The sequence below is a fragment of the Roseateles sp. GW821-FHT03B02 genome (assembly GCF_059421025.1).
The window spans coordinates 1,312,207-1,338,954 of record NZ_JBWKUV010000001.1 but is presented as its reverse complement, the minus strand read 5'-3'; the positions used below and the strand labels follow the sequence as shown (position 1 = coordinate 1,338,954).

At 70.0% G+C, this 26,748-nt stretch carries 31 protein-coding genes and 1 pseudogene; 14 read left to right on the top strand and 18 right to left on the bottom strand.

Annotated elements, in window-relative coordinates:
• Positions 1-21 precede the first annotated feature (21 nt).
• The 3 genes and pseudogenes from AC07VX_RS06005 to AC07VX_RS05995 all read right to left on the bottom strand — a co-directional run bounded on the left by AC07VX_RS06005 (position 22) and on the right by AC07VX_RS05995 (position 1,345).
• Positions 22-720 (bottom strand): ArsR/SmtB family transcription factor, encoded by a 699-nt coding sequence (locus AC07VX_RS06005; protein ID WP_493162576.1) that lies wholly within the window; start codon positions 718-720, stop codon positions 22-24.
• Positions 686-1,040: pseudogene (locus AC07VX_RS06000) on the bottom strand (antibiotic biosynthesis monooxygenase family protein); the annotation flags it as partial. The gene AC07VX_RS06005 and the pseudogene AC07VX_RS06000, both read right to left, overlap by 35 nt.
• The gene (locus AC07VX_RS05995) at positions 1,037-1,345 is read right to left on the bottom strand and encodes an NIPSNAP family protein (protein WP_493162577.1); all 309 of its coding nucleotides are present in this window, start codon (positions 1,343-1,345) and stop codon (positions 1,037-1,039) included. The pseudogene AC07VX_RS06000 and the gene AC07VX_RS05995, both read right to left, overlap by 4 nt.
• 144 nt (positions 1,346-1,489) lie before the next feature.
• Here AC07VX_RS05995 and AC07VX_RS05990 point away from each other — a divergent pair, with 144 nt between their 5' ends.
• On the top strand, positions 1,490-2,635 hold the full coding sequence (locus tag AC07VX_RS05990; protein ID WP_493162578.1) for a GGDEF domain-containing protein: 1,146 nt from the start codon (positions 1,490-1,492) through the stop codon (positions 2,633-2,635).
• Positions 2,636-2,650: 15 nt separating this feature from the next.
• On the opposite strand, the gene bla is transcribed toward AC07VX_RS05990, so the two are convergent.
• The gene (bla, locus tag AC07VX_RS05985) at positions 2,651-3,511 is read right to left on the bottom strand and encodes a class A beta-lactamase (protein ID WP_493162579.1); all 861 of its coding nucleotides are present in this window, start codon (positions 3,509-3,511) and stop codon (positions 2,651-2,653) included.
• Positions 3,512-3,697: 186 nt separating this feature from the next.
• Here bla and AC07VX_RS05980 point away from each other — a divergent pair, with 186 nt between their 5' ends.
• Entirely contained in the window at positions 3,698-5,899 is a 2,202-nt protein-coding gene (locus AC07VX_RS05980; protein ID WP_493162580.1) for a TonB-dependent receptor, read from the top strand.
• A gap of 142 nt (positions 5,900-6,041) precedes the next feature.
• Positions 6,042-6,797 carry a PEP-CTERM sorting domain-containing protein gene (locus AC07VX_RS05975; protein ID WP_493162581.1) on the top strand — a complete coding sequence of 252 codons (756 nt, stop codon included), beginning with the start codon at positions 6,042-6,044 and terminating at the stop codon, positions 6,795-6,797.
• A gap of 10 nt (positions 6,798-6,807) precedes the next feature.
• Here AC07VX_RS05975 and AC07VX_RS05970 read toward each other — a convergent pair whose 3' ends face one another.
• From AC07VX_RS05970 to AC07VX_RS05960, 3 genes are read right to left on the bottom strand one after another with little or no spacing between them, the layout of a single operon-like run.
• Entirely contained in the window at positions 6,808-7,206 is a 399-nt protein-coding gene (locus AC07VX_RS05970) for a VOC family protein (protein WP_493162582.1), read from the bottom strand.
• Positions 7,207-7,216: 10 nt separating this feature from the next.
• Positions 7,217-8,680, bottom strand: a complete 1,464-nt coding sequence (locus AC07VX_RS05965; protein WP_493162583.1) for a cytochrome P450 — start codon at positions 8,678-8,680, stop codon at positions 7,217-7,219.
• Positions 8,681-8,718: 38 nt separating this feature from the next.
• Positions 8,719-10,146, bottom strand: a complete 1,428-nt coding sequence (locus AC07VX_RS05960; protein ID WP_493162584.1) for an FAD-binding oxidoreductase — start codon at positions 10,144-10,146, stop codon at positions 8,719-8,721.
• Positions 10,147-10,236: 90 nt separating this feature from the next.
• On the opposite strand from AC07VX_RS05960, the gene AC07VX_RS05955 reads away from it, so the two are divergent.
• The 3 genes from AC07VX_RS05955 (at position 10,237) to AC07VX_RS05945 (ending at position 11,552) form a co-directional block, all read left to right on the top strand.
• Positions 10,237-10,470: a hypothetical protein gene (locus AC07VX_RS05955; RefSeq protein WP_493162585.1), complete on the top strand. Its 234-nt coding sequence runs from the start codon at positions 10,237-10,239 to the stop codon at positions 10,468-10,470.
• Between the two features lie 69 nt (positions 10,471-10,539).
• Positions 10,540-11,124: a cob(I)yrinic acid a,c-diamide adenosyltransferase gene (locus AC07VX_RS05950; protein WP_493162586.1), complete on the top strand. Its 585-nt coding sequence runs from the start codon at positions 10,540-10,542 to the stop codon at positions 11,122-11,124.
• An 11-nt stretch (positions 11,125-11,135) separates the two neighbouring features.
• On the top strand, positions 11,136-11,552 hold the full coding sequence (locus AC07VX_RS05945; RefSeq protein WP_493162587.1) for a GFA family protein: 417 nt from the start codon (positions 11,136-11,138) through the stop codon (positions 11,550-11,552).
• Here AC07VX_RS05945 and AC07VX_RS05940 read toward each other — a convergent pair.
• The 4 genes from AC07VX_RS05940 to AC07VX_RS05925 form a co-directional block, all read right to left on the bottom strand.
• Entirely contained in the window at positions 11,549-11,854 is a 306-nt protein-coding gene (locus tag AC07VX_RS05940; RefSeq protein ID WP_493162588.1) for a hypothetical protein, read from the bottom strand. The two genes, AC07VX_RS05945 and AC07VX_RS05940, sit on opposite strands and share 4 nt — an antisense overlap.
• Positions 11,851-12,237: a phage holin family protein gene (locus AC07VX_RS05935; protein ID WP_493162589.1), complete on the bottom strand. Its 387-nt coding sequence runs from the start codon at positions 12,235-12,237 to the stop codon at positions 11,851-11,853. Before AC07VX_RS05935 ends, AC07VX_RS05940 begins: the two co-directional genes overlap by 4 nt.
• 13 nt (positions 12,238-12,250) lie before the next feature.
• On the bottom strand, positions 12,251-12,559 hold the full coding sequence (locus AC07VX_RS05930; RefSeq protein WP_493162590.1) for an ElaB/YgaM/YqjD family protein: 309 nt from the start codon (positions 12,557-12,559) through the stop codon (positions 12,251-12,253).
• A gap of 92 nt (positions 12,560-12,651) precedes the next feature.
• Positions 12,652-13,620: a helix-turn-helix transcriptional regulator gene (locus AC07VX_RS05925; protein ID WP_493162591.1), complete on the bottom strand. Its 969-nt coding sequence runs from the start codon at positions 13,618-13,620 to the stop codon at positions 12,652-12,654.
• A gap of 113 nt (positions 13,621-13,733) precedes the next feature.
• Between AC07VX_RS05925 and AC07VX_RS05920 the strand changes: the two genes are divergently transcribed.
• The gene (locus tag AC07VX_RS05920) at positions 13,734-14,795 is read left to right on the top strand and encodes a hypothetical protein (RefSeq protein ID WP_493162592.1); all 1,062 of its coding nucleotides are present in this window, start codon (positions 13,734-13,736) and stop codon (positions 14,793-14,795) included.
• A 118-nt stretch (positions 14,796-14,913) separates the two neighbouring features.
• The gene (locus AC07VX_RS05915) at positions 14,914-15,699 is read left to right on the top strand and encodes a PEP-CTERM sorting domain-containing protein (protein WP_493162593.1); all 786 of its coding nucleotides are present in this window, start codon (positions 14,914-14,916) and stop codon (positions 15,697-15,699) included.
• A 64-nt stretch (positions 15,700-15,763) separates the two neighbouring features.
• On the opposite strand, the gene AC07VX_RS05910 is transcribed toward AC07VX_RS05915, so the two are convergent.
• The 3 genes from AC07VX_RS05910 to AC07VX_RS05900 all read right to left on the bottom strand — a co-directional run bounded on the left by AC07VX_RS05910 (position 15,764) and on the right by AC07VX_RS05900 (position 17,344).
• Complete coding sequence (locus tag AC07VX_RS05910) at positions 15,764-16,282, bottom strand: GNAT family N-acetyltransferase (protein ID WP_056875792.1); 519 nt, start codon at positions 16,280-16,282, stop codon at positions 15,764-15,766.
• A 92-nt stretch (positions 16,283-16,374) separates the two neighbouring features.
• Positions 16,375-17,019 carry a 3'-5' exonuclease gene (locus AC07VX_RS05905; protein ID WP_493162595.1) on the bottom strand — a complete coding sequence of 215 codons (645 nt, stop codon included), beginning with the start codon at positions 17,017-17,019 and terminating at the stop codon, positions 16,375-16,377.
• Between the two features lie 10 nt (positions 17,020-17,029).
• Positions 17,030-17,344, bottom strand: coding sequence for a nucleotide pyrophosphohydrolase (locus tag AC07VX_RS05900; RefSeq protein WP_493162596.1), 315 nt, complete (start codon positions 17,342-17,344; stop codon positions 17,030-17,032).
• Between the two features lie 370 nt (positions 17,345-17,714).
• Here AC07VX_RS05900 and AC07VX_RS05895 point away from each other — a divergent pair, with 370 nt between their 5' ends.
• From AC07VX_RS05895 to AC07VX_RS05880, 4 genes are all read left to right on the top strand, one after another.
• On the top strand, positions 17,715-18,881 hold the full coding sequence (locus AC07VX_RS05895; RefSeq protein ID WP_493162597.1) for an SGNH/GDSL hydrolase family protein: 1,167 nt from the start codon (positions 17,715-17,717) through the stop codon (positions 18,879-18,881).
• Positions 18,882-18,911: 30 nt separating this feature from the next.
• The gene (locus AC07VX_RS05890) at positions 18,912-19,589 is read left to right on the top strand and encodes an OmpW/AlkL family protein (protein ID WP_493162598.1); all 678 of its coding nucleotides are present in this window, start codon (positions 18,912-18,914) and stop codon (positions 19,587-19,589) included.
• A 145-nt stretch (positions 19,590-19,734) separates the two neighbouring features.
• A complete protein-coding gene (locus AC07VX_RS05885) occupies positions 19,735-20,454 on the top strand; it encodes a DUF1223 domain-containing protein (protein ID WP_493162599.1) in 720 nt (239 codons plus the stop codon).
• Positions 20,455-20,523: 69 nt separating this feature from the next.
• Positions 20,524-20,823 (top strand): hypothetical protein, encoded by a 300-nt coding sequence (locus tag AC07VX_RS05880; protein ID WP_493162601.1) that lies wholly within the window; start codon positions 20,524-20,526, stop codon positions 20,821-20,823.
• Positions 20,824-20,843: 20 nt separating this feature from the next.
• Here AC07VX_RS05880 and queE read toward each other — a convergent pair whose 3' ends face one another.
• Together queE and AC07VX_RS05870 are read right to left on the bottom strand one after the other, a co-directional pair.
• Positions 20,844-21,473: a 7-carboxy-7-deazaguanine synthase gene (gene queE, locus AC07VX_RS05875; RefSeq protein ID WP_493162602.1), complete on the bottom strand. Its 630-nt coding sequence runs from the start codon at positions 21,471-21,473 to the stop codon at positions 20,844-20,846.
• Positions 21,470-22,570, bottom strand: coding sequence for a 6-pyruvoyl trahydropterin synthase family protein (locus AC07VX_RS05870; RefSeq protein WP_493162603.1), 1,101 nt, complete (start codon positions 22,568-22,570; stop codon positions 21,470-21,472). The genes queE and AC07VX_RS05870 overlap by 4 nt, the downstream gene beginning before the upstream one ends.
• A 94-nt stretch (positions 22,571-22,664) precedes the next feature.
• On the opposite strand from AC07VX_RS05870, the gene AC07VX_RS05865 reads away from it, so the two are divergent.
• A complete protein-coding gene (locus AC07VX_RS05865) occupies positions 22,665-24,020 on the top strand; it encodes an MFS transporter (protein ID WP_493162604.1) in 1,356 nt (451 codons plus the stop codon).
• 1 nt (position 24,021) lies between these two features.
• Here the strand turns inward: AC07VX_RS05865 and AC07VX_RS05860 are convergent, their stop codons facing one another.
• Positions 24,022-24,615: a GAF domain-containing protein gene (locus AC07VX_RS05860; RefSeq protein WP_493162605.1), complete on the bottom strand. Its 594-nt coding sequence runs from the start codon at positions 24,613-24,615 to the stop codon at positions 24,022-24,024.
• A gap of 227 nt (positions 24,616-24,842) precedes the next feature.
• On the opposite strand from AC07VX_RS05860, the gene AC07VX_RS05855 reads away from it, so the two are divergent.
• Positions 24,843-25,871 carry a hypothetical protein gene (locus AC07VX_RS05855; protein WP_493162606.1) on the top strand — a complete coding sequence of 343 codons (1,029 nt, stop codon included), beginning with the start codon at positions 24,843-24,845 and terminating at the stop codon, positions 25,869-25,871.
• A gap of 64 nt (positions 25,872-25,935) precedes the next feature.
• Here the strand turns inward: AC07VX_RS05855 and AC07VX_RS05850 are convergent, their stop codons facing one another.
• Entirely contained in the window at positions 25,936-26,667 is a 732-nt protein-coding gene (locus AC07VX_RS05850) for a response regulator (RefSeq protein ID WP_493162607.1), read from the bottom strand.
• Positions 26,668-26,748 lie beyond the last annotated feature (81 nt).

The following is a 26,748-nucleotide window of genomic DNA, read 5'->3' as shown; positions in this document are numbered from 1 at the left end:
CCGCGGCCAGGGCCGGTGGGGTCAACGACCCGCCGCCAGCAAGCCATCCGCGAGCGCCATTTGCCCCACCGGCGTCATGCGCAGCTCGCGCGAGGCCTCGCTGCGCCGCAGCCAGCCCCGGGCCAGCATCGCCTCCAACCACGCTACCGCCAGCGGCCCGGCGAAGTGGTCGCGGCGTTCGGACCAGTCCACGCAGTCGTAGAGCACGCGGCCATTGGTGCCAAAACCTTCCGGCATCAGTGGCGCCAACGCCTCGCGGCCTGCTTCACTGAGGTCATACCGCCCGTCCGGCGCCGCCGTCACCCAGCCCTTGGCCAGCAGCATCTCGCGCCACTTCACACCCAACTCGCCCGCCAGATGCCCGTAGCAGCTGCGTGCATGCCGCAGGCCGCGCATCCCGGGCTTCTGCCAGCGCTTCAGGTCGGCAGCGGGGCCGGCGTCGCGGCCATCGGCCACGCGCAGCAAAGCCTCCAGCGCATGCGCCACGTCGCCATCGGCCAGGCCGAAATAGCGATGCCGCCCCTGCGGCCGCATGCGGGCCAAGCCTTCGTCCACCAGCAGCTTGAGGTGGGCCGACATGGTGGCCGCCGTCACGCCCGCGTGCGTGGCCAGCTCGCCCGCCGTGTGCAGGCGGCCGTCGAGCAGGCGGGCCAGCACGCGCGCCCGCGTCGGGTCGGCAATCGCCGCCGCCACCCGGGCCAGGCGCGGCTCGGCGGTCATCGTGGCACCTGCTCGCGGTCGTTCAACCCGTAGTCGCGCACGACCTGGGCCACACGCAGCCGGTAGTCGGAAAACAACCCGCCGCGGCCGGCCGCCTGGGCCTCGCGATGACGCTCCATCTCGCGCCAGCCGCGCACGGCGGCTTCGTCGCGCCAGAACGACAGCGACAGCAGCTTGCCCGGGTCGGCCAGGCTCTGGAAGCGCTCCACGGAGATGAAGCCGTCCATCTGTTCCAGCATGGGCTTGAGCACCGCAGCATGGTCGAGATAGGCGGGGCGGCCCGCCTCGGTGGGCTGCACTTCGAAGATGACGGCGATCATGGGCGCACATCCTCACAGAAAGTGCGTTCCTCGCGGCGGATGAAGCGCTGCGCTTTCGCGAACTCGAAATTGGCCTGCGCCTCGGGGTCGGCCTTGAGCCGCGTGCGGTAGGCCTCGTAGTCGGCCAGCGAGTCGAAGCCGACCAGGCCCCAGGCCTCGTCGTTCGTGCCTTCCCACGGCAGCCAGTAGCCCAGCAGACGGCCACCCAGGCGAGGAATGATGCGGCCCCAGGCCTGGGCGTATTCCCGGAAGGCCTCGCGCTGGAAAGGGTCGAGTTCGTAGCGGATGAAGCAGGTGATGGACATGGTGTGCTCGCGGGTGGATGGGTTGCAGCCAGTGTGGGCGCCATCAACCCCGCGACGCTTCGCCGTGCAACGAACTGTGTCCTGCCGCCACGCCGGCGCGGCGACCGCTATCCTCCCCGGCGCTCCCGCACCCTGCCAGACACCGTGCCGACACCCGCGCCCCACTCCGCATCCGGCCCCAAGGGCTGGACCGGCTGGCTGCTCGGCCCCGAAGGCCAGGGCCGCGGGGCGGTGAAGCTGACGCTGCTGGCGTTGACGGTCTACGGCCTGTTCGCGCTGAACGTGGCGGTGCAGGTCAACCTCGGCCTGATGGAAGCCGGCCCCGGCGCCTGGGTCAGCGGCATCAGCCTGGCGGGCATCACGGCCTTCTACCTGCTGGTGCGCACCGGCCTGAGCCGGCACCTGGGCAGCGACCCCTCGCTGACGCTGCCGCAGTCGCTCTTCGGCGTGCTGATCACGGCCTGGGGCTATGCCATCGACCCACCGCTGCGCGGGGCCATCATCGCCATCATGCTGCTCAACCTGGTCTGGGGCATGTTCGTGCTGTCGCAGCGCCAGGCCTTCGGCCTCTACCTGTTCGGGCTGGCCGCGCTGGGCGCGGCGATGGCCCATGGCGCCAGCACAGACCCGGTGCGCTTCCCGCTCGCGGTCGAACTGCTGCACTTCAGCTTCGCGGCCATCCTGATGACGGCGGTGTCGGTGCTGTCGGTCAACATGGCCCGGCTGCGCGCCAGGCTGGGCGCGCGCACGGCCGAGTTGCGCGCGGCGCTGGCCCGCATCCAGTACCTGGCCCACCACGACGAGCTCACCCGCATCAGCAACCGCCGCCACCTCAGCGAGCGCCTGGCCGCCGAGCAGCTCAACCAGCGCCAGAGCGGCCAGACCATGAGCCTGGTGCTGATCGACATCGACCACTTCAAGGCCGTCAACGACAACCATGGCCATGCCGCCGGCGACGCGGTGCTGCGCCAGTTCGCCGCCACGTTGCACGCGACGCTGCGCGCCAGCGACTTCGCCGGCCGCTGGGGGGGCGAGGAGTTCCTAGTCGTCACGCCGCAGGCCAGCGCGCAGACGGCCGCCGCCCTCGTCGAACGGCTGCGCGCGGCCCTGGCGGCGACGCCTTTCGACGCCATCGTGCCGGGCCTGCACATCACCTTCTCGGCCGGCGTGGCCGAGTGCGCGCCGGGCGAGGACCTGCACCTGGCCATCGACCGCGCCGACCGCGCCCTCTACCGGGCCAAGCTGGACGGGCGCGACCGCACGGTCAGCGAGTTCGCGCCGCTGGCCTAGCCACGGGCACCGGGCTCAAGCCCAGGCGCGCACCACCAGGCGCATCGCGTCAGCCAGCACGGCGCTCAGCTCGTCCGTCGAGGCGCGCGAATCCGACTGCAGCGCCACGACCACCCAGGGCGAGCGCCCGTCCGGCGGGAACACCAGCGCCACGTCGTTGACGGCGCCGCGCCAGCCGGTGCCGGTCTTGTCGATGACGCGCCAGCCGGCGTCCGGCACGCCCGCGCGCAGGCGCTTCAGCCCCGTCTGCGAGGCCTGCAGGTCCGCCCACAGTCGCGCCTGGTTGGGGCGGCTCAGGCCGGGGCCGAGCAGCAGGTGCTGCAGCGTCCTGGCGAAGGCGCGCGGCGAGCTGGTGTCGCGCGGGTCACCGGGCGCGTTCTCGTTGAGCTCCAGCTCCCAGCGGTCCAGCCGCGTGACGGCGTCGCCCTGCTCCCGCAGCCACATCGTCAGGCCCGCGGGCGAGTCGCAGCAGTGACGCAGCAGCAGGTTGGCGCAGGGGTTGTCGCTCTCCACGACGATGCCCTGCACCAGTTCCGCCAGCGTCGCGCGGCCGCGGGGCAGCAGCCGGTCGAAGGCGGGCGAGTGGGCCACGCGGTCGCTCCTGTGCAGCGTGACCTCGTCCTCCCAGCGCCAGCGCCCGCCTTCCACGCCCTGGGCCACACGCGTGGCCAGCAGGATCTTGAAGGTGGAGGCGGTGGAGAAGCGCTCGTCGGCCCGGTGGGCCAGCGTGCGGCCGCTGCCGGTGTCGAGCGCGAACAAGCCCAGGCGCCCCTGCACGCCGCGCTCCAGCGCGGCGAAGTCCGGGGCGGTGGCGGCGAGGCTGCGGCGGGCCAATGGCGCGAAAGCCAGGCCGGCGAGGAGGGGGCGGCGTTTCATGCGCCGCATTCTCGTGCGCGCCGGCACGGCTGCGGTGCGCGGGCACCAGCCTCGCCCGTCTGAAAACTGACGGGTCCGTCAGACTTGCGCAACACCCCCGGGCCTGACCACCGTCACGTCACGCGGCGCTCCGCACAATCGCCGCCGGCCCTGCTTTGGGGCCGTATTTTTTGGAGTCGCTGTCAGATGTACGCCCCCCGCTTGACCCTGCTGGCCCTGGCCCTCAGCGCCGCCCTGCCCACCCTGGCCCAGGAGGCCCCCAAGGACCGCAGCCAGCTCGAAACCGTCGTCATCACGGCCGAGCGCCGTGCCGAGAACATCCAGGACGTGCCCAACGCCGTCAGCAAGATCAGCGGCGAGAAGCTCGACGTGCTGGCCTCCGGCGGCCAGGACCTGCGCTTCCTGTCGGGCCGCGTGCCCAGCCTGAACATCGAGTCCAGCTTCGGCCGCGCCTTCCCGCGCTTCTACCTGCGCGGCTACGGCAACACCGACTTCCGCCTCAACGCCTCGCAGCCGGTCAGCGTCATCGTCGACGACGTGATCCAGGAGAACCCCATCCTCAAGGGCTTCCCCATCTTCGACACCGCCGCGGTGGAAGTGGTCGCCGGCCCGCAGGGCACGCTGTTCGGCCGCAACACCCCGGCCGGCGTCGTCAAGTTCGACTCCGTCAAGCCCAGCCACAAGCAGGACGGCTACGCCAGCGTGACGGTCGGCAACTACGGCACGCTGAACCTCGAAGGCGCAGCCAACCTGCCGCTGTCGGGCGACTGGGCCGCACGCATCTCCGCGCAGAGCCAGCGCCGTAGCGACTGGGTGGACAACACCGCCGCGGGTGCCGCCACGCCCAAGACCGAGGGCTACCGCGACACCGCCGTGCGTGCCCAGGTGCTGTACGAGCCGCACAAGCAGTTCAGCGCGCTGGCCAACGTGCACGTGCGCGACCTGGACGGCAGCCCGCGCCTCTTCCGCGCCAACGCCATCAAGCGCGGCACGAACGACCTGGCCGACGGCTTCAGCAGCGACACCGTCGCCTTCAACGGCGTCAACGAGCAGACCCTCAAGCAGACCGGCGGCAGCCTGCGCCTGAAGTGGTCGCTGCCCGGCGTCAACGTCTACTCGATCACCGGCGGCGAGCACGTGAAGCCGCTGTCGCGCGGCGACATCGACGGCGGCGTTCCCGGCCAGGCCGGCGTGCCTTTCCAGTCCGAGACCGGCAGCGGCATGAACGGCCACCGCCAGCTGACGCAGGAGGTGCGCCTGGAGTCCAACACCGGCGGCCCCCTGAGCTGGCAGGCCGGCGTGTACGCCTTCGACGAGAAGTACACGATCGACAACATCACCTACAACACGACCACCCACGCCCAAGCCGACCACATCTACACCTCCCAGACCAACAAGGCCTGGGCCGCTTTCGGTTCGGTGAACTACGCCGTCAGCAACGAGCTGAAGGTGCGCGCCGGCCTGCGCTACACCAAGGACAAGAAGGACCTGTCCACCACCCACGTCGGCACCGGCCTGTTCAACACCTCGGCCGGCACGACCGCCAGCACGGACGACGGCAAGTGGAGCGGCGACCTGTCCGCCACCTACAAGCTCGACGCGACGACCAACCTCTACGCCCGCTACGCCAACGGCTTCCGCGCGTCGTCCATGCAGAACGCCTCGGCCTTCGCCGGCCAGTCCCAGGCCGGCCCGGAAAGCGTCAACTCGTATGAGGTGGGCTTCAAGAGCGAACTGCTCAAGCGCACGCTGCGCCTGTCCGGCTCGCTGTTCAGCTACGCCGTCAAGGACCTGCAGCTGACGGCCGTGGGCGGCAGCAGCAACGCCACCCGCCTGCTCAACGCCAAGAAGGCCACCGGCAACGGCGCCGAACTCAACCTCGAAGCGCTGATCACGCCGGACCTGCTCGTCACCTTCGGCGGCTCGCTGAACAACACGAAGATCAAGGACGCGGCCCTGGGCGTGCCCCCGGGCGGCTCGCTGAAGGTCAACGGCACCTTCCCGACGGTGCTGGACCCCATCGTCAACGGCAACGCCATGGTGGACGGCAACGCCCTGCCCAACGCGCCGAAGTGGACCTACAACCTCACCGCCCGCTGGAGCATCCCGCTGGCCAGCGGCGACGAGGTCTACGTCTACACCGACTGGGCCTACCGCTCCAAGGTCAACTTCTTCCTGTACGAGGCCACCGAGTTCACCGGCAAGGCCCTCACGGAAGGCGGCCTGCGCGTGGGCTACGTCTGGGGCAACGGCAAGTACGAGGCCGCCGGCTTCGTGCGCAACCTCACCAACCAGGTCCGCGTGACCGGTGCCATCGACTTCAACAACCTGACCGGCTTCATCAACGAGCCGCGCACCTACGGCGTGCAGTTCAAGGCGATGTTCTAAAGGCCCTTGGCCCGACCTCCGACGCCGCCTCCGGGCGGCGTTTTTCATGGCGGCGCGAACACCCATTCGCGGGGGTGCATGGGCCTTTTGCGGCAGCCAGGCGGCGTTTCACGAAGAGACCCACTCCTCCACGAGACCCGCCATGCGCTCCATCACCCGTACCCTGCACCAGGTCACACTTGCTGCCAGCGCCCTGCTCGCCGGCCTGCCCTCGCAGGCCGCGCCCATGACGCTGCACATCAACGGCCTCTACACCGCCACCAGCAGCCAGGCCACGCTGAACTCGGCCGCCGCCAACGCGCTGGCCCAAAGCGTCAACGGCACGAACAGCTGGAACCAGCTGCGCGACATCTCGCTGAGCCTGGCACTGGACTTCGATGACCAGCTGACCCGCAACACCCCCTCGGCGGGCACCTGGGTGTGGAGCTACGACAGCATCTCGGCCCTGCACATCCAGCTCGGCAACGCGCACTTCGCCACCGCGGCTGCCGCGGGCGCGAGCCTGGGCTCGGTCCGCGTCGGCGCCACCTCGACCGACACCGCACCCATGCTGACGAACGACATGCTGCTCAGCCTCAGCCAGCCCTGGTCGCGCAGCGGCACGCCCGCGGCCTATGCCTTCCCGGGGGCCACGCCACAGGTGTCGGGCAACGGCCTGTACGAGCACTTCTTCCGCACCGCCTTCGACCAGAACCCCGGCAACCGCGTGCTGGACTTCTGGGGCCTGCTGGCCAGCACGGACGGGCTCAACGGCGGCCTGCCCACCGGTCGCTGGCGCCTGACCGACTTCGAGGTCTCGCCGCAGGCCACCGGGCCGACCAGCAGCGTGCCCGAGCCGTCGACGCTGAGCCTGCTGGTGCTGGCCCTGGCGGCCCTGATGACGCTGCGCCGCCGCTGACCGACCGCGCTCAGGCCTTGGGCAGGCGGTAGACGGCGCAGAGCTTGTTGCCGTCGGGGTCGCGCACATAGCTCAGGTGCATCGCACCCAGTGCGCCCTCGCGCAGGCCGGGCGGCTCTTCGATGGACTGGCCGCCATGGGCCACGGCCACGTCGTGGAAGGCCTTCACCTGCTCGGCCGATTCGCACTTGAAGCCGATGGTGCCGCCGTTGGCGTGGCAGGCCGGCTCGCCGTTGATGGGCTGGCTGATGCCAAAGCTGTTGCCGCCATGGCGGTAGAACACGCGCTGGTGGCCCGACGGCGCCGCGCTGGGAAAGCCCGCAGGCGCGCCGAGTACGGCCAGCACCGCGTCGTAGAAGCGCTTGCTGCGCTCGATGTCGTTGGTGCCGACCATGATGTGGTTGAACATGGATGTCTTCTCAAGAGGGCTGCGAAGTGGAGGATTGTGGCCAACCGCGCGAGCGCAGCCGCATCGAGAGTCCCACCGGCCCCATCGCCAGTTGCAGCAGCTCGCGCGGCGCCCGGCCATCGGGCGTGTCCACCGCCGCCAGGTCGAAATGCCGCAGCAGCACCGCCGCGGCGAGCGTGATCTCCATCAGCGCCAGGTAGCGCCCCGGGCAGATACGCGGCCCGGCGCCGAAGGGCATGCTCAAGCGCTTGGCCGCCCCGGCCTGCTTGGCGTCGAGCAACCAGCGCGCCGGGTCGAAGGCCGCCGCATGATCCAGGTGGCGCTCGCTGGTGGCATCGCGCCGCATGACGGCCATGACCACCATGCCGGCGCTCACCTGCACGTCGCCCACGCGCGTGTCGCGCACGGCCTGCATGGTGTTGATGGGCGCCACCGGCCGCAGCCGCATCGTCTCGTGCGCGCAGGCCTCGACGAAGTCCAGTTGCCCCAGCTGCTCCAGGCTGGGCAGGGCCGTGTCGCCACAGATGCGATCCACCTCGGCCCGCGCCTGGGCCCGCGCCTCGGGGTGCTGCCACAGCAGCCAGATCATCCAGGCCAGCGTGTTGGCCGTCGTGTCCTCGCCGGCCAGCAGCATGGTCAGCACATTGCCGGCCACCTGCTCGTCGTCGATGCCGCTGCCGGGTTCGTCGGCCGCCGCCAGCATGGCCTCCAGCAGATTGCCCGGCTCCTCGCGCAGCGCCGGGTCAGCGGCCAGCCGCGCCCGCGCCTTGGCGATGAAGCCCTGCACGGCCACGTTCACCTCCGCCACACTGCGCACCAGCGCACGGTCCTCGGCCGAGGGCCACCAGCGCCAGGTTGGCAGCGGCGCGAAGATGCGGCGGAACAGCGCCGGGAAGATGCGGTTCAGGTGCTGCTGGATGACGTCCTCGTCGGACTGCAGCGTGTTGACGTCCTCGCCGAAGGCCAGGCCCGCCACGGCGTCCACCGTGAAGCGCATCAGGTCGGCCTGCAGCTCGATGCGGCGGTCTTCACGCGCGGCCACCTGCCAGCGCCCGACAAGGCGCTCGGCCACGCGCAGGAGGAAGGGGTAGTAGCGCTTCACGTGCACGGGGTCGAACCCGGCCATGACCATGCGGCGCTGGCGCTTCCACACCTCGCCATTGGCGGCGAACAGCCCCGCGTTCAGGCCCATTTCGCGGCCCACGTCCTCCAGCCGCTGCGTGCGCCGGAAGCCCTCGGGCCGGTCTCGCAGCGCCGTGCTGATCAGTTCGTGGTCGCCGACGACGACGAGGCGCCGCCTGCCCAGCTTCAGCTTGAAGATCGGCCCGAACTCCTTGCACCAGGCCTCCACCTGCTGGTGCACCCGCGTGGAGTCGATCTGCAGCAGGTTGCCGAACACCGGCACGCCGCGCGGGCCGGGCAGGTCATCGAACTGGCGCAGCGCGCCAGCGGGCGGGGCGGCGGTGGTGTTCATCGACCCAGTTTAGGAAGCCCGGACGGCAATAGCCTCGTTCAGTTTGAGGAAGCGAAGACCTTCCCCGGATTGAGGATGCCCAGCGGGTCCAGCGCCGCCTTGACGGCCCGCATCAGCGCCACCGCCTCCACCCCCGTCTCGTCCAGCAGGAAGCCCTGCTTGTGCAGCCCGATGCCATGCTCGCCCGTGCAGGTGCCCTCCAGCGCAATCGCCCGCGCCACCATCTGCGCGCTCAGGCGCTCGGCCGTCGCCAGCTCCCCGGGGTCGACGGGGTCCAGCAGATAGGCCATATGAAAATTGCCGTCGCCGACATGGCCGACGATGAAGTAGGGCAAGCCCGCTTGCTCGACCTCGGCGACGGAAGCGTTGATGTTCTCCGCCAGCCGCGAGATGGGCACACAGGTGTCCGTCGTCACGGCACGGCAGCCGGGGCGCATCTGCAGGCCGGAGAGGTAGGCGTGGTGGCGCGCTGTCCACAGCCGCGTGCGCGCCTCGGGCGTGGTGGCCCACTCAAAGGCCTCGCCGCCGTGGTCGGCCGCCACCTCCTGCACCATCGCGGCCTGTTCGGCCACACCGGCCTCGCTGCCGTGGAACTCCATCAGCAGCATGGGCGCCTCCTTCAGGCCCAGCTTGTCGTGGGCGTTGACGGCCTTGATCGCGTTGGCATCCAGCAGCTCGCAGCGGGCGATGGGCACGCCGATCTGGATGATCTGCATGGCCGTGCGCACGGCGGCATCGATCGTGGGGAAGAAGCAGACCGCCGCCGACACCGCCTCGGGCAGCGGGTGCACCTTCACCGTCAGCTCGGTGATGACGCCCAGCGTGCCCTCGCTGCCGATCAGCAGCCGCGTCAGGTCGTAGCCCGCGCTGCTCTTCCTTGCGCGCGAGCCGGTGCGCACGACCTCGCCGCTGGCCGACACGAAGCGCAGGCCCAGCACGTTCTCGCGCATGGTGCCGTAGCGCACCGCGTTCGTGCCGCTGGCGCGCGTGGCGGCCATGCCGCCCAGCGACGCGTCGGCGCCGGGGTCGATGGGGAAGAACAGACCCTCGTGCTTGAGCGCCTCGTTCAGCTGCTTGCGCGTGACCCCAGGCTGCACGGTAACCGTGAGGTCCTCGGCATCGATGCGCAGCACCCGGTTCATGCGCGACATATCCAGGCTGATGCCGCCGCGCACGGCCAGCAGATGGCCTTCCAGCGACGAGCCGGCACCGTAGGGGATGACCGGCACGCAGGCCTCGGCACACAGCGCGACGACGCGAGCGACCTCTGCCTCGCTCTCGGCGAAGACGACGGCCTGCGGCGGCGGCACGTCGAAGACGGATTCGTCGCGGCCATGCTGCTGGCGCACGGCCAGCGCCGTCGAGCAGCGCGCGCCGAACTGGGCCTGCAGGGCGGCCAGCAGCCCCTCGGGCAGCGGCGCCGCGACGGCGTCCCGAACGGCGTCAAACGGGGTGGGCGCGTTCATCGACGACTCTCCTGATCCACATCAGCGGATTGTGTTGCAGCGCGCCGCCGACGGTGCCAGCATGGGGCTGTCCTCACCGGAGCTTTCACCATGAGTCTCACCTGGCTGTTGCTGATCCTCGCCGTTGCGCTGCTCGCGCTCGGCGCCCTCCGTTTCGACGTGCTGGTGGCGCGCTGGCGTGAGCTGACGGGCCAGTCCCGCAACCCGGGCCAGAAACCGCCGGCCGGGCTCGCCGTCGAGCAACTGCCGGACAACCCGGGCCTGCACCCGCACGCCGCGCCGGCACACAAGCCCGACTTCCACCGCAGCGGCCGCCGCCACTGACCCAGCACCGCCGCGGCCCCTGAGATTCAGGCAGGATGCGGGTCCGACCACCGACCCGCACCCGCCATCATGGGCAACCGACTTTCACAGATCGCCACCCGCACCGGCGACGACGGCACCACCGGCCTGTCCGACGGTAGCCGCGTGCCCAAGACCCACCTGCGCGTGCAGGCCATGGGCGACGTCGACGAGCTGAACTCCAACCTCGGCCTGCTGCTGGCCGAACCCCTGCCCGACGACGTCCGCGACCTGCTCGTCACCATCCAGCACGAGCTCTTCAACCTCGGCGGCGAACTCTCCTGGCCCGGCGGCACGCTGCTGAAGGACGCCGCCGTGCTGCGCCTGGACGAGGCGCTGGAGCACTACAACGAGCACCTGCCGCGGCTCAAGGAATTCATCCTGCCGGCCGGCACGCGCAGCGCGGCCATCGCGCATGTGTGCCGAACCATCGCCCGCCGCGCCGAACGTGCCGTCATCACGCTGGCCGCGACCGAGCCTATCAACGCCGCGCCGCGCCAGTACCTGAACCGGCTGTCGGACCTGCTCTTCGTGCTGGCCCGCGTGCTCAACCGCGCCAACCTCGACGGGCTGGGCGGTGACGACGTCTACTGGCAGAGCGAGCGCATGAAGCGCCTGGACGCTGCGGGAAACTGAAGGAGCCATTCATGAAGATCACCGGCCAATGCCATTGCGGCGCCGTCCGTTTCACGGCGCTGGCAGACCCCGCCAAGGTCTTTGCCTGCCACTGCAGCGACTGCCAGGTCATCTCCGGCGGGCCCTTCCGCGCCGTGGTGCCCATCCCGGTCGACCAGGTCGAGTTGCAGGGTTCGCCCAGGAACTACGTGAAGGTGGCCGCCAGCGGCAACCGGCGCGCCCAGGCCTTCTGCGGCGACTGCGGCACTCAGCTCTTCGCCACCGAGGCGGACGTGCCCAGGACACTGAACTTCCGCCTGGGCTGCGTGAACGAACGGGCCCAGCTCAAGCCCATGGTGCAGGTCTGGCGTGATTCGGCCATGCCCTGGCTGCACGAGCTGGACACCGCGCCGGCCCACACGCGGGGCCGCGACAGTCCGCTGATCTAGGGCTGGCGGCGGCGCCAGAGTCGCCACGCCAGCCAGGCCCAGCGCAGCCCACGCCAGAGCCGGCCACGCTGCTGCTGGCCGCTCGCCGCGAAGAAGGCGGCGCCCCCGCCGGCTGCAGCGAGCACGATGGGATTGGACAGCAGGCTGCGCCAGGCCATCACGCGCACGACGAGGCCGTCGGCGCGCCCTCCCAGGTCATCCACCGCCAGGGCGGCCTGCCCGCGCAGCAACTCTGAAGCGAGCAGCAGATTGGCCTTGCGCTCGGCGCGCTCGGCCGGGTCGGCGGGAATCCTCGGGATCATGGCCCCGGCCGGCGCCGCAGCGTGTCGGCATCGGCGCGCAACTCGCCGATGCTGGCCTGGAAGAGGCTGGCTGGCTGATCGATCAGCGCCTTGACCTTGAGCACGGCGAAGACGGCCGCCGCCACGAGCACCACCGTGCCGCCGCCCAGGGCGAGCAGCCGGTGGCTGTCCCAAAGCGCCACGGTGACGAGCAGGATCACCATCAGCAGCCCGAAGCCCGCCAGCAGCGCGGCCAGCACGGCCCACAGCAGCAGGCTGGCGATGCGCTCCTTCTCTTCCTGCGCCTCGATCGCGAAAAGTTCGAGCCGGATGCGGCCGAGCGTCAGCATCGAGGCGCCGAGCCGCCGTAGCGGCGCGGAGACGGGTTCCTTGTCGTCGCTCAAGGGGGGCTCTTGATCAGCGGCGGCCGATCAGGACACCCAGGGCCAAGCCGACAGCCGCAGCAACGCCGATGGCCTGCCAGGGCTTGGCATGCACATAGTCGTCGGTCGCCGTGGCGGCGTCCTTGGCGCGCTGGATGGCCTCGTGCTGGGCGTCCAGCAGCTTTTCCTTGGCACCGGAGAGGCGGTCCTGGATGCGTTCGCGCAAGGCCTTGACCTCGCCGTCCGCCTTGTTCGTCGTGGCCGTCATCAGCGCGTCGATGTCGTCCATCACCGCACGGAAATCAGAGGCCAATTTTTCCTTCGCATGGGTTGCGTCGCTCATCGCGGGCTCCTCGGTCGGGGATCAAACACGGGCCAAGCCTAACGCGATTGGATGCGGCCGATATGACGCATCGCAAATGAAGCGCGCTTGTCCTACAGGCTGGCAACGGCCTGGCGCAGGCGCTGCGCATAGGCCTCGCGCAGCGCCGCCGGCGCCACCACCTCCACCTGCCCGGCATGGCGCAGCAGGTCCATCAGCAGCTCGGTGTCATCCACATAGGGCAGGCGCAGCCGCCAGCGGCCGTCAGGCAGGACGTCGCTGCGCTGGGCCGGGTGCCATTCCTCTCGCGACACCCAGGCCGCCGACTCGGCACTGAACACCAGCTCGGCCTCGCGCGGTGTGCCGCCGGCAAAGATGCCGTAGCCCTGGTCCAGCTCGGCTTCCAGCTCGGCCAGAGGCACGGCCTTGGCCTCGCTGTCCAGCAGCGAGGCTGCCTCGATGCCGTCCAGCGCAAATCGGCGGTAGGCATTGCTGGCATGGCACCAGGCGTCCAGATACCAGGCGTGGCGGTGATGCACCAGCCGCTGCGGCGACACCTCGCGCTCGCTGGCCACGCCGTCGCGCTTCTTGCGGTAGCGGATGGCCAGGCGGCGGCGCTTGACGACGGCACTGCCGACGGTCTCGAAGCTGTCGCTGGCCATGCGCCGGCGCGCCGTGCCGATGAGCTTGACGCGACGGCGCAGTTCATCGGCCTCGGCAGCGTCCACGCCCAGCATGCCGGTGATCTTGTCGAACATGGGCTGTAGATGACGCCCGACAACGCCCTGTTCGTCCAGCCCGGCCAGCATCTGCTGCATGGTCAGCAGCGCGTGCAGCTCGGCCTCGTTGAACCACACGCCCGGCAGCTCGTGCTTGCCACCGCGCCACTGCTGGCCGAAGCGGTAGCCGTTGTCGCCGGCGTCGTACTCGATGGGCGCGTCCAGCCGCTCGCGCAGATAGGCCAGGTCGCGCTTGAGCGTGGCCGGCGACACCTCCAGCGCCTCGATCAGCGCCGCGAAGGACACGCAGCCGCGGGAACGGATCAGCTGCTCGATCTTGTAGAAGCGTTCGGTGCGGTCCATGCTGAATAAATTCACAGTGTTTTCCAGGTGGATCATCTCATGAGCCAGCAGGCTCACAGACTGCTTTCCAAGGCCCGCGACTTCCCGGCGAGCCTCAGTCCAAGGAGCCCACCATGCAAGCCGCGATCAACCTGCAAGCCAATGCCCGCCCCGCCCTCGTCCAGTTCAACCTGGACATGGACGACGCCCCGGCCGCCGCGCGCGAAGCCAGCGCCCACGAGCGCACCGGCCTGGCCCTGGGCCGCGACTACGCGCTGCACGGCGTCACGCCGCCCATCGCCCACCTCTACCCGCAGTCGCCGCTGCAGCGCGGCTGGCTGGCGGCCAATTCGCGTTCCAGCCGGCCGGTGCGCACGCCCGCCACCCCCCAGGTCGAGCTGTGGCTGGCCCTGCGCACCCATGCCTGGGCGCGCGGCCGCAGCTTCGAGGACATCCAGCTCACGCCCCACCACCTGGCCCAGCTGGACACCTCGCACTGCCCGGTCACCCGCGAGCTGCTGGGCGCCGACAACCGCAGCATCGACCGCGTCCGCGACGACGCCGGCTATGCCGCCGGCAACCTCGCCGTCATGAGCCGCCGCGCCAACCAGGCCAAAGGCAGCCGCGGCCACGCCGCGCTGGCCGACATGGCCGCCAGCTGTGCGGCCGGCCCCATCACCCGTATCGGCGGCCTGGCCGAAGCCGACTGGGAGCGGCTGACCGTGCTGACCAGCTTCGTCACGCCGCTGAGCCACGAAGAGGCGGCGCAAATCCCGCTGCGCGTGCTGCCGCCCAACCGCCTGCGCCTGTTCAACCCCATCCAGGCCCTGCAGGCCTTCGTGACCCGCCAGCTCGCCACACCGGGCTGGAGCGCCCGGCTGAGCCGGCTGGAAGCCCTGCTGCCCACCGACCAGCTGCGCACCGACTTCAACCGTTTCCTGCTCGCCCTCGCCCCGCGCGTGCTGGCCGCGGCCGAGCTGCAGGAAGCTCACGAAATCCGCTGGGCGCTGGAAGACGCCTGGGCCCTGCCCCTGGTGCAGAAGCGTTGGGCCCGCTTCGCACTGCAGCTGGCACCCGAGCAGGCCGAGGGCCTGGTCGAGCGCGCCGCGGCCAAGAAGCTCAGCCCCGTGCACGTGCAGCGCCACGACGACGCCACCGACGGCTGGGCGCTGGAAAGCGGCGGCTACTGCCTCTGAGATCCGCACCCCTCGGTTGGGGGGACTCGCCCGTCCCGTAGTTCTCCGTTCACGGCTCGGTCATGACGCGTCGCCAGAGTGGCGCCGCAAACCCGCCACTCCACTTTCCGGACAAGTCATGACCAAGACCCTGCTCGCCCTCGCCTTGGCCGCCGCCGCTGCTGCGCCTGCCCAGGCAGCCCTTGTCGCCGGCGACATCGCCATCATCGGCCGCATCAACAACGGCGCGCCGGATTCCTTCGTGTTCGTCACCCTGAACGACATCGCGGCCGGTGAGGTCGTCTACTTCACTGACAACGGCTGGACCGGCTCCGCCTTCCGTGGCTCCACCGCCACCGACGGCGACGGCAACGAGAACCTGACCCGCTGGACGGCCACTGCCGCGGTCAGCGCCGGCACCATCGTCTCCAGCACGTCCAGCGGCTTCACGACCAGCGGTTCCATCGCCGGCGCCACGTCCGGCAGCTACGCCTCGCTGGCACTGAGTACCTCGGGTGACCAGATCACCGCCTTCCAGAACAGCAACGCGTCCAACCCGCTGTTCAACACCGCCACGCAAACCCAGCTGTTCGTGCTGGACGACACCAACGGCTTCGAGGCCGCCGTCGACTCCGGCACGAGTGCCGTGCCGACGGGCCTGGTCGCAGGCAGCACCGCGCTGTCGCTGAACTACAAGGTGGCAGGCGGCATCAGCATCAGCAGCTCGGTGCTCGCCGGTCCGGCCAAGACGAAGGAGCAGTGGCTCGCCACCTTCGCAGATGCCGGCAACTGGGTCGCGGTCACGTCGTCGCTGCCGACGGGCAACATCGCCATGGCGGCCGCCGTGCCCGAGCCCCAGACCTACGCGCTGATGCTGTCCGGCCTGCTGGCCGTCGGCTTCATCGCCCGCCGCCGTCGCGGCTGATCAGCAGCCGGCACAACGACAAAGCGCCCCGCGGGGCGCTTTTCTCTTGGGCGCTTGCGTCAGCTCAGACGAGGGAGCGATGCAGGCGGATCTCTTCGACGCGGGCGCCGCCCACTTCGGTCGTGCGGGCACTGCCCAGCTCGCGCTTGAAGCCGGCCAGCTCGAAGAAGCGCAGCGCACGCTCGTTGCGCAGGTAGCACCACAGCGTGGCCTTGGTGCAGCCTTCTTCCTGCAGGCCGTCGCGCGTGGCATCCCACAGCGCCAGGCCCACGCCCTTGTCCCAGTGCACCGGGTCGGCAAACATCGCCCAGACCTCGCCGGTCGTGGCTGGCGTGCCCTTGTCGCGCGAACGATCAAAGCCGGCAAAGCCCATGATCTTGTTGTCGAGATGGGCCACGATGACCTGCGGCTCGCAGAGGTCGATGGCCTCGCGCCAGAAGGCCTGGCGCTTCTGCACCGACATCGCATCCAGCGCGGCCGCGGGCAGCAGGGCCTTGTAGGCATCCTGGCTGGCAGCGACGTGAATCTCGGCGATGGCCTTGGCATCGCGCAGGGTGGCGGGGCGAACCTGGATCACGGACATGGAACTCTTGAGCAATAGCACGGGGACGAAAGGGCGCGATTGTCCTTGCCCATTGCGGTGACGCCGGGTCTTGACAGAAATTTTTCCTGCGCTCAAGCCGTCTTGATTTGCGCTTTCACATGCTCGACAAGCCCGCGCCTGATCCAGCGCAGCGGCGTGCGCTGCAGCTGGGCCAGCAGGGCGTGGTCCACGGCCACGCCGCCCAGGTCTAGCGCGAAGCGCCGGGCCACCTCGGTCTGAACCTTCAGTAACAACTCCGCCGTCACGCGGGCATCAGCCATCGCGCGGTGGGCACGGCCGTCGAAGCGGATGCCGTGGAACTGCGTGATCACGCCCAGGCCATGGCTCCTGGCTTCGGGCCAGAGCCGGCGCGACAGCAGCACCGTGCAGGCGAACTCATGCGCCGGGTCGGGCGCGACGCCGGCGCGTGCCATCTCGGCCTGCCAGAAGCCCCGGTCGAAAGCCGCGTTATGGGCAACCAGCGGGCAGCCTTGGGTGAAGCGGGCCAGCTCTCGCATGACGCTGGCCGAATCCGGCGCGTCGGCCAGCATGGCATTGGTGATGCCCGTCAGCGCCTGGATCTGCGGCGGCACCCAGGCGCCGCTGTTCATCAGGCTGCTCCAGGCATCGACGATCGTGCCGTCGCGCACCAGCACGGCGGCAATCTCGGTGGCACGGCCCCCGCTGGTCGGCCCGAGGCCGGTCGTCTCGAAGTCGACGACGGCAATGGTTTCCATCAAGACCTCCTCAAGACTTCCTGGGCGGGTGCTTGATGGCGTTCAGGGCCAGCTTGCGCTCGACAGCGGCATCCAGGTCCACGCCGCCATGGTCCGCGATCTGCACGAGGTACAGCAGCACGTCAGACAGCTCCTCGCCGAGGTGGCGGCGCTGGTCGTCGCTGAGCTCCAGCGACTGCTCCGGTGTGAGCCACTGGAAGATCTCCAGCAGCTCGGCGGCCTCCACCGTCATGGCCATCGCGAGGTTCTTGGGGGTCTGGTAGGGCTGCCAGTCGCGGTCGGCGGCGAACTGGCGCAGGCGGCGCTGCAACGCTGGGAAATCCATGGTGGAAGTGTCTTCTGTATTCCTAAGCGGTATTGAAGATTTCAAGGTAGTGGTCGTAGTAGAGCGCCGCCCGCGCTGTGGACAAGGCAAAAAAGTCCTTGCGCGGCAAGTGCTTGGCCTCGGCACAAGGCTGTGTGCGGGAGCCGGGACGACTTGACCCGCGATTGGGAACAACTTCGGGCGAGGGCGCCGGCCTGTGGATATCTATGCAGTTGTCCCGGCGCCATCCACAGACTTGCTCCTGCCCTTCAGCGAAGTTTCTTTACGCGAAACAAGATGAAAAACGAACGACCGTTCTAAAAAGCCGTGGCTAGAGTTGCGCTCCCCGAATTTCATGCGGCCGAGACGTGCCGTCGCCCAGGAGACAACGATGAAACCCTTCCCCACACGGATCGCCGCCGCCTCGGTGGCGCTGTTGGGCAGCCTGCTGGTCGCCGGCTGCGGCGGCGGTGCGACAGCGGACACGACACCCGCGGTCAAGATCTCGTCGGTCAAGGTGTTCGGCGACTCCATCCAGGACAGCGGCACCTTCGGCTACAAGTTCACCGTCCAGAGCAGTGACAACCTGATCTACGCCGAGCGCGTGGCCGCCAACTACGGCCAGACTCTGTGCAACTTCTTCGTCTTCACCGGCACCACCTTCGCGGCCAACACGGCCAAAACTGGCTGCACCAACTACTCGATCGGTGGCGGCCGCATCACCTACACCGGCACCGGCGGCGCGGCCAACCCGCTGAACGTGGGCACGCAGATGGCCACCTATGCCGCGGCCGGCAGCTACACGGCCAGCGACCTCGTCATCATCGACGGCGGCGGCAATGACGCGGCCGACCTCGTCGGTGCCTACCTGAGCATCCCCAAGGATGCCGGCAAGACCTACTCGGCCCTGCTCGGCACGCTGCTGACGCCCGCCCAGATCGGCGCCGCGCTGCAGGGTGGCGCCACGACGACGGCCCAGATCGGCGCCACCTACATGACGGCCCTGGCCGACAAGTTCGCCGCGCAGATCAAGGCCAGCGTGCTCGACAAGGGCGCCACGCACGTGGTGCTCATGAACATGCCCGACGTGACCTTCACGCCGCGCTTCCAGATGGTGCTGGACGGCATCGCCGCGGCCAGTGGCGGGGGCACGGCCGGTGCCACGGCGCGCGCGCAGTCGCAGGCCCTGTTCCAGGGCTGGATGACCGCCTTCAACACCCAGCTCGCGGCCAAGTTCGCCGGCAACGACAACATCGTCGTCATCGATTTCTACAAGGCCTTCCAGGACCAGGTCGCCACGCCGGCCCAGTTCGGCCTCACCAACGTCAAGACGCCGGCCTGCCCGATCAAGGGTGTCGGCAGCGACGGCCTGCCCACCTACGACTTCCCGACCTGCACCGCCACGGCCCTGTCCGCCGCGCCGCCCGCCGGCGTCAGCGGAGGTGTCGACTGGTGGAAGAGCTATGCCTTCTCCGACAGCTTCCACCCCACGCCCTACGGCCACCAGCTGACGCAGCAGCTGATCGGCAAGTCCCTGGCCATCAAGGGTTGGCTGTAAGCCGCACCTCGACACATTCGGAGAAAACCCATGAAAACCAAGCTCCTCCCCGGTGCCGTGGCCGCGCTGCTGGCCTCCTTCGCTGCAGGCAGTGCCTTCGCGCAGTCGGCCGGCAGCGTCGTCGTCTACGGCGGCGCCGCCCAGATCACCCCCCGCGTCGACAGCGGTGACCTGACCGCGCCCAGCCTGGCCGGCACCAAGGTCGACGTAAAGAAGGCCACTTCCTTCGTCGGCGGCATCACCTACTACTGGACCGACAACATCAGCATCGACCTGCCGATCTCGGCGCCCTTCAAGCACGACGTCGTCGGCGCCGGCGCCATCGATGGCGTGGGCAAGCTGGGCACCGTCAAGTCCCTGCCAGCCACGCTGCTGGCCCAGTACCGCTTCGGCGATGCGAACAGTGCCTTGCGCCCCTTCGTCGGCGCGGGCGTCACCTACGGCTATTTCTTCAAGCCGCGCGCCACGGCCGTGCTGTCCGGCATCACCGGCGGCACGAGCAGCAACCCGACGACGCTGTCCATGAAGAGCCGCTTTGGCACGACCGTGGAACTCGGCGGCGCCTACAACGTCACCAGGGACTGGTCGGCCAGCCTGTCGGTCACCAAGACCTTCATCAAGACCACCGGCAGCCTGTCCACCGGCCAGACCATCGAGACCACGCTGGACCCCGTGTCCATCAAGTTCGGCATCGGCTACCGGTTCTGAGTCCGGCGTCGGACGAAGGCCAGACGGCCTGCAAGCCGGCTGGCATGATCCGGCGCGATCCGGTCCTCGAAAGGGCGCCTCCTCGCGGCGCCCTTTTTTCTTGGCTGCATGTCAGGTTGAATCGCGGCTCGACGACTGAGAACGCATGAAGCTGCGCCTCCTCCTGCTGGCTCTGGCCACCCCCGCCGCGATTGCCCAGACCTGCTCCGTTGCCGCCACCATGCAAAGCGGCGCCACGGTGCCGCGCGTCGTCGAGCTCTACACCTCCGAGGGCTGCTCCTCCTGCCCGCCAGCCGACCGCTGGCTCAGCGGCCTCAAGGGTCAGCCCGGCGTCATCGCCGCGGCCTTCCATGTGGACTACTGGAACGGCCTGGGCTGGCCCGACCGCTTCTCCAGCCCCGCCTACACCGAGCGGCAGAAACAGGGCGTGGGCGTCAACGGCTCGCGCTACGCCTACACGCCGCAGATCGTCGTCAACGGGCGGGACTGGCGCAGTGCCTCGCTGCCTGCGCCGGGTGCCGAGCCGGCCCGCGTGCGGCTGGCGTGGAGCCGCAATGCCGCCGGCGAGTTGAAGCTGGTCGCCGAGGCCCTGCCCGGCGCGCCGCCGCGCATCCAGGTCTGGTGGGTGCGCGTGGAAGACGGCCACCATAGCCGCGTGCGCGCAGGCGAGAACCGCGGCGAGACGCTGAAACATGACAGCGTCGTGCGGGAGTACGTCCGTCTGCCGGCCTGGGAAGGCGGTGGCCGCGCGGAGTGGACGGTGCCGGTGCAGGTCGGTGAAGCGGGCCATGTCAGCCGCTGGATTGCCGTGGCCGCGGATTCGCGTGAGGGCAGGGTGCTGCAGGCGGTGGAGATGGGCTGCTAGGCGCATTTCCGGATGCCGGACGGGTAAGAATGAAGACTTCATACCCGCTTCTGACGAAAGAGCCGTTTCATGACCTTTTCGGTACAAGGCACGCTCGTCGTGATGTTGCTGGTCGTCTGGCCAGTCATCGTGGCCTGGAAGGCCAGGGAGAGGCTCGGTGTGGTCGGGCTCGTCGTTTCGGGCCTGGTGGCGTTGCCGAGCGTCCTTGGCACGCTGGCCCTGCTGCGTGCGACCGGTGCCGGTGGCTACGAGGCCTTCCTATTTCTCGCCATGCTCGTCTGTGTGGGTGCCGTGGCCATCTTCACCACGGTCTACTTCCTCACCGCCCTGCTGCTGATGGTGCTTGGCAAGGCTGCCGAACGCGGCTGAGCATCAAACGAGATGGTCGGTCAGGCAATGCCCACCACCTTGTGCATCTGCACCGACAACCGCCACTGCGGGTGCTTCATGCAGTAGGCCACCGCCGCCTTGGTGTGCTCGCGCTGCAGCACCGAGTCCATGGGTTGCAGGAAGAAGTTCTGGAAATCCAGCCCGGCGAACCGCTCCGGCTGGGCCAGCGGCTGCGGGTAGACCAGCTTCAGCTCGTGGCCCGAGGTCAGCACCAGCGGCGCGTCGGCCTTGGGGCTGACGCAGATCCAGTCCAGCCCCGGCGGCGCGGGCTGGGTGCCGTTGGTTTCGACGGCGACCTCGAAGCCGCGGGCGTGCAGGGCGTCGATCAGCGGCGTGTCCAGTTGCAGCAGCGGTTCGCCGCCGGTGCACACCACATACGGTTTGCCACCGCCCGGCCAAGCCTTGGCAATCACGTCCGCCAGCTCGTCCGCCGTCGCGAACTTGCCGCCGCCTTCGCCATCCGTGCCGATGAAGTCCGTGTCGCAGAATGTGCAGACCGCCGTCGCACGGTCCTGCTCGCGGCCGGTCCAGAGGTTGCAGCCGGCAAAGCGGCAGAACACGGCCGCGCGGCCGGCCTGGGCGCCTTCGCCCTGCAGGGTGAAGAACAGCTCTTTGACGGAGTAGGTCATACGGGAATCAATTCTTCCGAGTCGGCGCGGCTGACGATGGCACCCGAGCCGCGCGTCTCGTAGAGGTCCACGCGGTCGATCTGCGGCAGCACGCCGCCGCCCGCGCGCAGCACCCAGGCGGCGATGGAGGCGGCGTCGCCATCCGGCAGCCCGGCAATCTCGAACAGCGGGTGGTGGTCCAGCCGCTTGAAGATCGGGTTGAACAGCGTCTTCACATCGCCGAAGTCCACCGTCCAGCCCATCACCTGGTCCAGCGGCGCGGCCAGGTGCAACCTCAACGTGAAAGTGTGGCCGTGCGTGCCGGCCAGCGGATGGCCACCGGGCGCTTGGTGCAGGCGAACGGCGCTGTCCAGCGTCATCTCCTTCCAGATGCGGTAGCTGCTGCCGTTGAAGTTGGCGCCGCTGGAGCCGGTCTCGTAGACGGTCACCCAGCTCAGCTCCGGCAGCGCCGGCTTTAGCCTGTCCCACAGCCAAGCCGAGATGTTCTCGCTGGTGGGGTTGGCCAGGCCGGCAATGTCGTTCAGGCAGCGGTAGTTCAGCTCGAAGTGCAGCGGCGCCCAGACCTCGTCGAGGTGGTCGTAGTCGATGGACAGGTCGCGCTCGCCGAGGTCCGCGTTGGCATGCAGGATGACCTCGAAGCCATGGCCGTGCATGCGGCCGCACTGATGGCCGGCCGGCACGTTGGGCAGCTGGTGGGCGGCCTGGAAGCGGTAGCGACGCCAGACATGGGCGTGGCCGGCGTTGTCCAGGTCCACGCCGCTGTGGGTGGTGCTTTGCACGCCCACCTGCACGATGCCGGGAACGTCTGCTGCGAGACGGCTGCGCACCCAGCGGGCGAGGTTTTCGTCGGTGGGCTCGGGCAGGTGGTCGTTCAGCAGCGCGTGGTCCAGCGGCGCGACGGCGGCGGCCATGCGCGCGCGCAGCGCCTCGACCTCGCCGCCGGGGAAGGCTGCCCAGCCCGCCGGCAGCGCCGTGCGGACGGTGGCGAAATAGCTGTGGCCATGCAGGCCGTGGCTGCGGTGCGAGGCGGGCAGGGCAGGGATGCGGCAGGCCGACTCGAAGCCGGCCGAGGCACAGTGGAGGACCGAAACTGACATGCCGTGATTGTCCCTTGCGCACCACCGATTTCGCCGATTCGCTGGACTAGGCCCGCTTGACTTGAAGTGCACTTGAGCTTTCAAGCTCCCGCCCATGAACCTCGCAAACCCCGTGACCCCGCTGCCCGCCCACGACGACACCCTCTTTGCCCCCGGCCGCCGCGCCGCCTGCGGGGGCGCCGTGGCGCTGATCTCCATGCTGGCCTTCGAGTCGATCGCCGTCGCCACCGCGATGCCGGCCGTGGCCGGGGCGCTGGAGGGCCTGTCCTACTACGCCCTCGCCTTCGGCGCCACGCTGGCGACCTCGGTGCTGGGAATGACGGCCGCGGGCCAGCTCTGCGACAAGCGCGGCCCCTACCGCGCCGCGCTGGCCGGCCTGGCGGCCTTCCTCGCCGGTCTGCTGCTGGCGGGCTTCGCGTCGAGCATGCCGGTGTTGGTGCTGGGCCGCGCGCTGCAGGGCCTGGGCAGCGGCGTGCTGGGCGTGACGCTCTACGTCGGCGTGGCCCAGGTCGTGCCGCAGCGGCTGCACCCCAAGATGTTCGCGATGTTCGCGGGCGCCTGGGTCGTGCCCGGCCTCGTCGGCCCGGCGCTGGCGTCGGTGCTCGTCGAATGGCTGGGTTGGCGCTCGGTGTTCCTGACGGTGGCCGCCGCCGTGCCCGTGGCCGCGGGCCTGATGCTGCCGGCGCTGCGGCGCGTGGGCACCGGTACGGGCGAGGTGTTGCGCTGGGGCGCGATGCGCTGGGCGGTGCTGGCCAGCGCCGGCGCGCTGACGCTGCACGCGGCCAGCCAGCAGAGCGGCGTCGGTGCGGCGCTGCTCTTCCTCGTCGGCCTCGGTGTGGCGGGCGTCGCCGCCGGCCTGCTGCTGCCGGTGGGCACGCTGACGGCGGCGCGCGGCCTGCCGACCGTCATCCTGCTGCGCGGCCTCATTGCCGCCACCTTTGCCAGCGCCGAGGCCTTCCTGCCGCTGCTGCTGACCCAGCACTTCGGCTGGAGCCTGACGCAGGCCGGCGCCGCCCTCAGCGCCGGCGCCGTCACCTGGAGCATCGGCAGCGCGCTGCAGGCGCGTGTGCACGGCGCCGAGGCACGCCATCGTCTGCTGCCGGGCGGCTTCGCGCTGGCGGCCGCCGGCCTGGCCGTCGTCATCGCGCCGCTGCTGCTGGCGCTGCCGTCGTGGTGGGTGTTCGCGGGCTGGTCCGTCGTCGGCCTGGGCATTGGCCTGTCGTTCCCGATGCTGTCGGTGCTGCTGCTCAAGCTGTCCGCGCCCGAGGCCCAGGGCGCCAACACGTCCTCGCTGCAGCTCAGCGATGCGCTAACCAGCAGCGCCGCGCTGGCCGGCGCCGGCCTGCTGTTCGACCCCGCCACGCGCCAGGTGTTGCCCGTGCTGCTGCTTGCCCTCGGCCTGGCCGCGGCCGCCGCGCTGATCAGCCCGCGCGCCCAGCCCGGCCGCTGAATCAGTCCTCCCCGGCGCCGCCGGGGAAGGGTGCCCGCTCCGTTGCCGGCCAGTCCTGCTGGGTCGGCGCAAAGCCGGCGTGGGGTTCGACCTCTACCTTGCGCGCCACCAGCCGCGCGCACTGGCGCAGGCAGGCCAGTGCGCTCTGCTGCAGGTCGGGCTGGGCCTCGGCGCTGAAGCAGCAGACCGTGCCGTAGACGCGGCCGTCCGGCAGCACCACCGGCGTGCTCAGATGGGCGCCAACCGGAATGCCGGGATCGAACAACTCGCCACGCGCGACCAGCTCGCGCGCATCGGTCACCAGCTCGGGCATGCGGCCCTCGACGACACGCTGGCAATAACTCTCTTCGAGCGGTGCGGAGTCGCCCGCGTGCAGGCCCAGCGGCACGCCGCCATCCACGAAACGGAAGACGCGCTCGCCGTCGACGAACTCCGACACGAACACCACGTCCATGCGCAGCTGCTTGCGCAGCATCTGCAGCACGTCGCTGATGTTGCGGTCCAGATCGGGGTCATGGCCGTCGGCCGTAGCCACCAGCAGCTCCGAGATCTTGACGTCCAGCGCCTGCTGGTCCATCGGGTCCATGTACGACATTCGAGCGGCTCCTGAAGGATGTCCTTCGGATCATCCCTGCTGGGCGCGCCGGTGGTCGAGTAACCGTCGGTCAACGGGGTGAATTCGTGCACGGCGCAGGCGCCGGCGCTCGCGAGAGCCATGCGGGAGCCATCGGTGCCATCGCCGTCGCTGGCTCTTCATGGGCGATGCGCCGGCGCGCCAGGCGGCCGACGATGCCGGCCATCCCAGCCTTGACGGAGCCCCCCATGCCAGCCGCCTCCCCGACTCCCCCACGCAGCGGCCTCACGCTGCTGCTCGCCCTGGCCGCCTTCTGGCTGCTGGCCGACAACACCCAGGCCGAGGCTGCCCAGCGGCGCCGCCTCGTGCTGGACGTCGAACTGCAGCGCCAGGGACCCGTGCAGGCCGGCGCCGAGCGCGGCGAGCAGACGCTCAGCCAGCGCTGGCAGTTCAGTGCCCTGCTGCAGAGCGACGGCGTGCCCACGACCCTCAACCCCCTGGACCTCGACGACCAACGCCGTCAGGCCGAAGCGGCCCAGCGCCACACGGCCGCCGCGCCGATGGCCGCCATGCCGGACTGGCAGGCCATGCAGGCCAAGGCGCAGGCCCTGCAGGCCCGCTGTGGCCAGGACAGCGCCTGCCTGATGCGCGAGGCCTCGGCGCTCAGCGCCGCGGCCATGCCCGGCGCCAACCCCGGCGCTCAAGCGCGGCTGCAGGCCTACGGCAACGCCGCAGCCGCCTGCGAAAAGCAAGCCGCCGGCAAGGCCCGCGAGGCCTGCCGCGCCCAGGCCCGCCGGCAGGCCGGCGGCGGCGAGGACGCGCCCGATGACGGCGGCCCGGCCACGCCCTATCTGATCTTCAACGGCGTGATGGCCTGTGGCCTGCAGACCACGGCGCGGCTGGACGATCGCGTCAAGGGCCGGTTCGACGACGTGCAGGGCGTCGTCACGTACACCGAGACGGCCCAGGGCCAGGAGACGCGTCGCGACGACACCCCCTGCCCCAGCCTGATGGCCGTGCTCGACACCCGCAACGGCCGCCTCTGGACGGCGCTGGGCATGGTCCGGCAGGACGTTCAGGGCATCAGCACCCGCGAGGAAACCAACCGTCGCGCCCAGCGCCAGGAGGGCCGCATCGGCCTGCAGTGGCGCGAAGCCCAGCCCTGGCTGCAGCAGCGCCTGCAGCAACTCAGCGCCGAGGGCCAGGACCAGGCGCGCCTGCCTGCGGGCAGCGGGCAGGCCGAGATCCGGATGAAGTGGAGCTTCCGTCCTGCGTGATGTGCACGCGGCTCGATGCCGGGAGCATCGCCCTGCCCTCGTGGGACCGGCCGGACGAGGGGCGTCAGGCTGCGGGCGGGCGCAGGTCGCTGACGCGGCGGCCGCGGCGCGAAGCGGCGGAGCGCAGATGCACCAGGGACTCCACGCGCTTGAGCAGCTCGCGGTCGTTCCAGGGCTTCTTGAAGATGCCGTAGACGCCCTCGATCTGGCCCACGCGGCCGTGCAGCTCGTCGTGGCCGGTGATGGCGATGACGGGCAGGTCCTCGGTCACGAGGCTGCCGTGCACGTCGGCGATCAGCTCGAAGCCGTCCTTGTTGGGCATCTCGAGGTCGGTGATCAGCACGGCGATCTCGGGCTTCTCGTCCAGCTGGGCCAGGGCCTCGTTGCCGTCGTTGACCTGGACCACCGTGAAGCCGGCGCCTTCCAGCAGCCGCTTGAGCTTGGTGCGCACGACGGCCGAGTCGTCGGCCACCAGCACCGTGGGCGGACCCTCGGGCACGACCGGCGCGGCGGCCGGCGGCTGCATGGGCGTGGGCGCCGTGACGAAGGCGCTGGCCATCGACGGGCCGGCATTGGGGCCGGCATTCGGACTGATGGGCAGCGGCGGCAGCACCACCGGTGCCGTGGCGCGCGGCACGCCCTCGGGCGGCCGGGGCGGTGGCGTGTACTCGCGTGTCGGACGGTAGTCGTCACGCTTGAAGGCGGCGATGAGCACGATGATGGCCAGCGGTATCGCGATCAGCACCGGCATCAGATAGGCGCCCAACAACTCCTGCAACTCGTGAAACATCTCCATCCCCGGGGTTTGATGGCGGGCAGCCTAACACCCGCCACTGGGTCTCACCACAGAGGAAAGCCGGCATATCGCCACGACTTG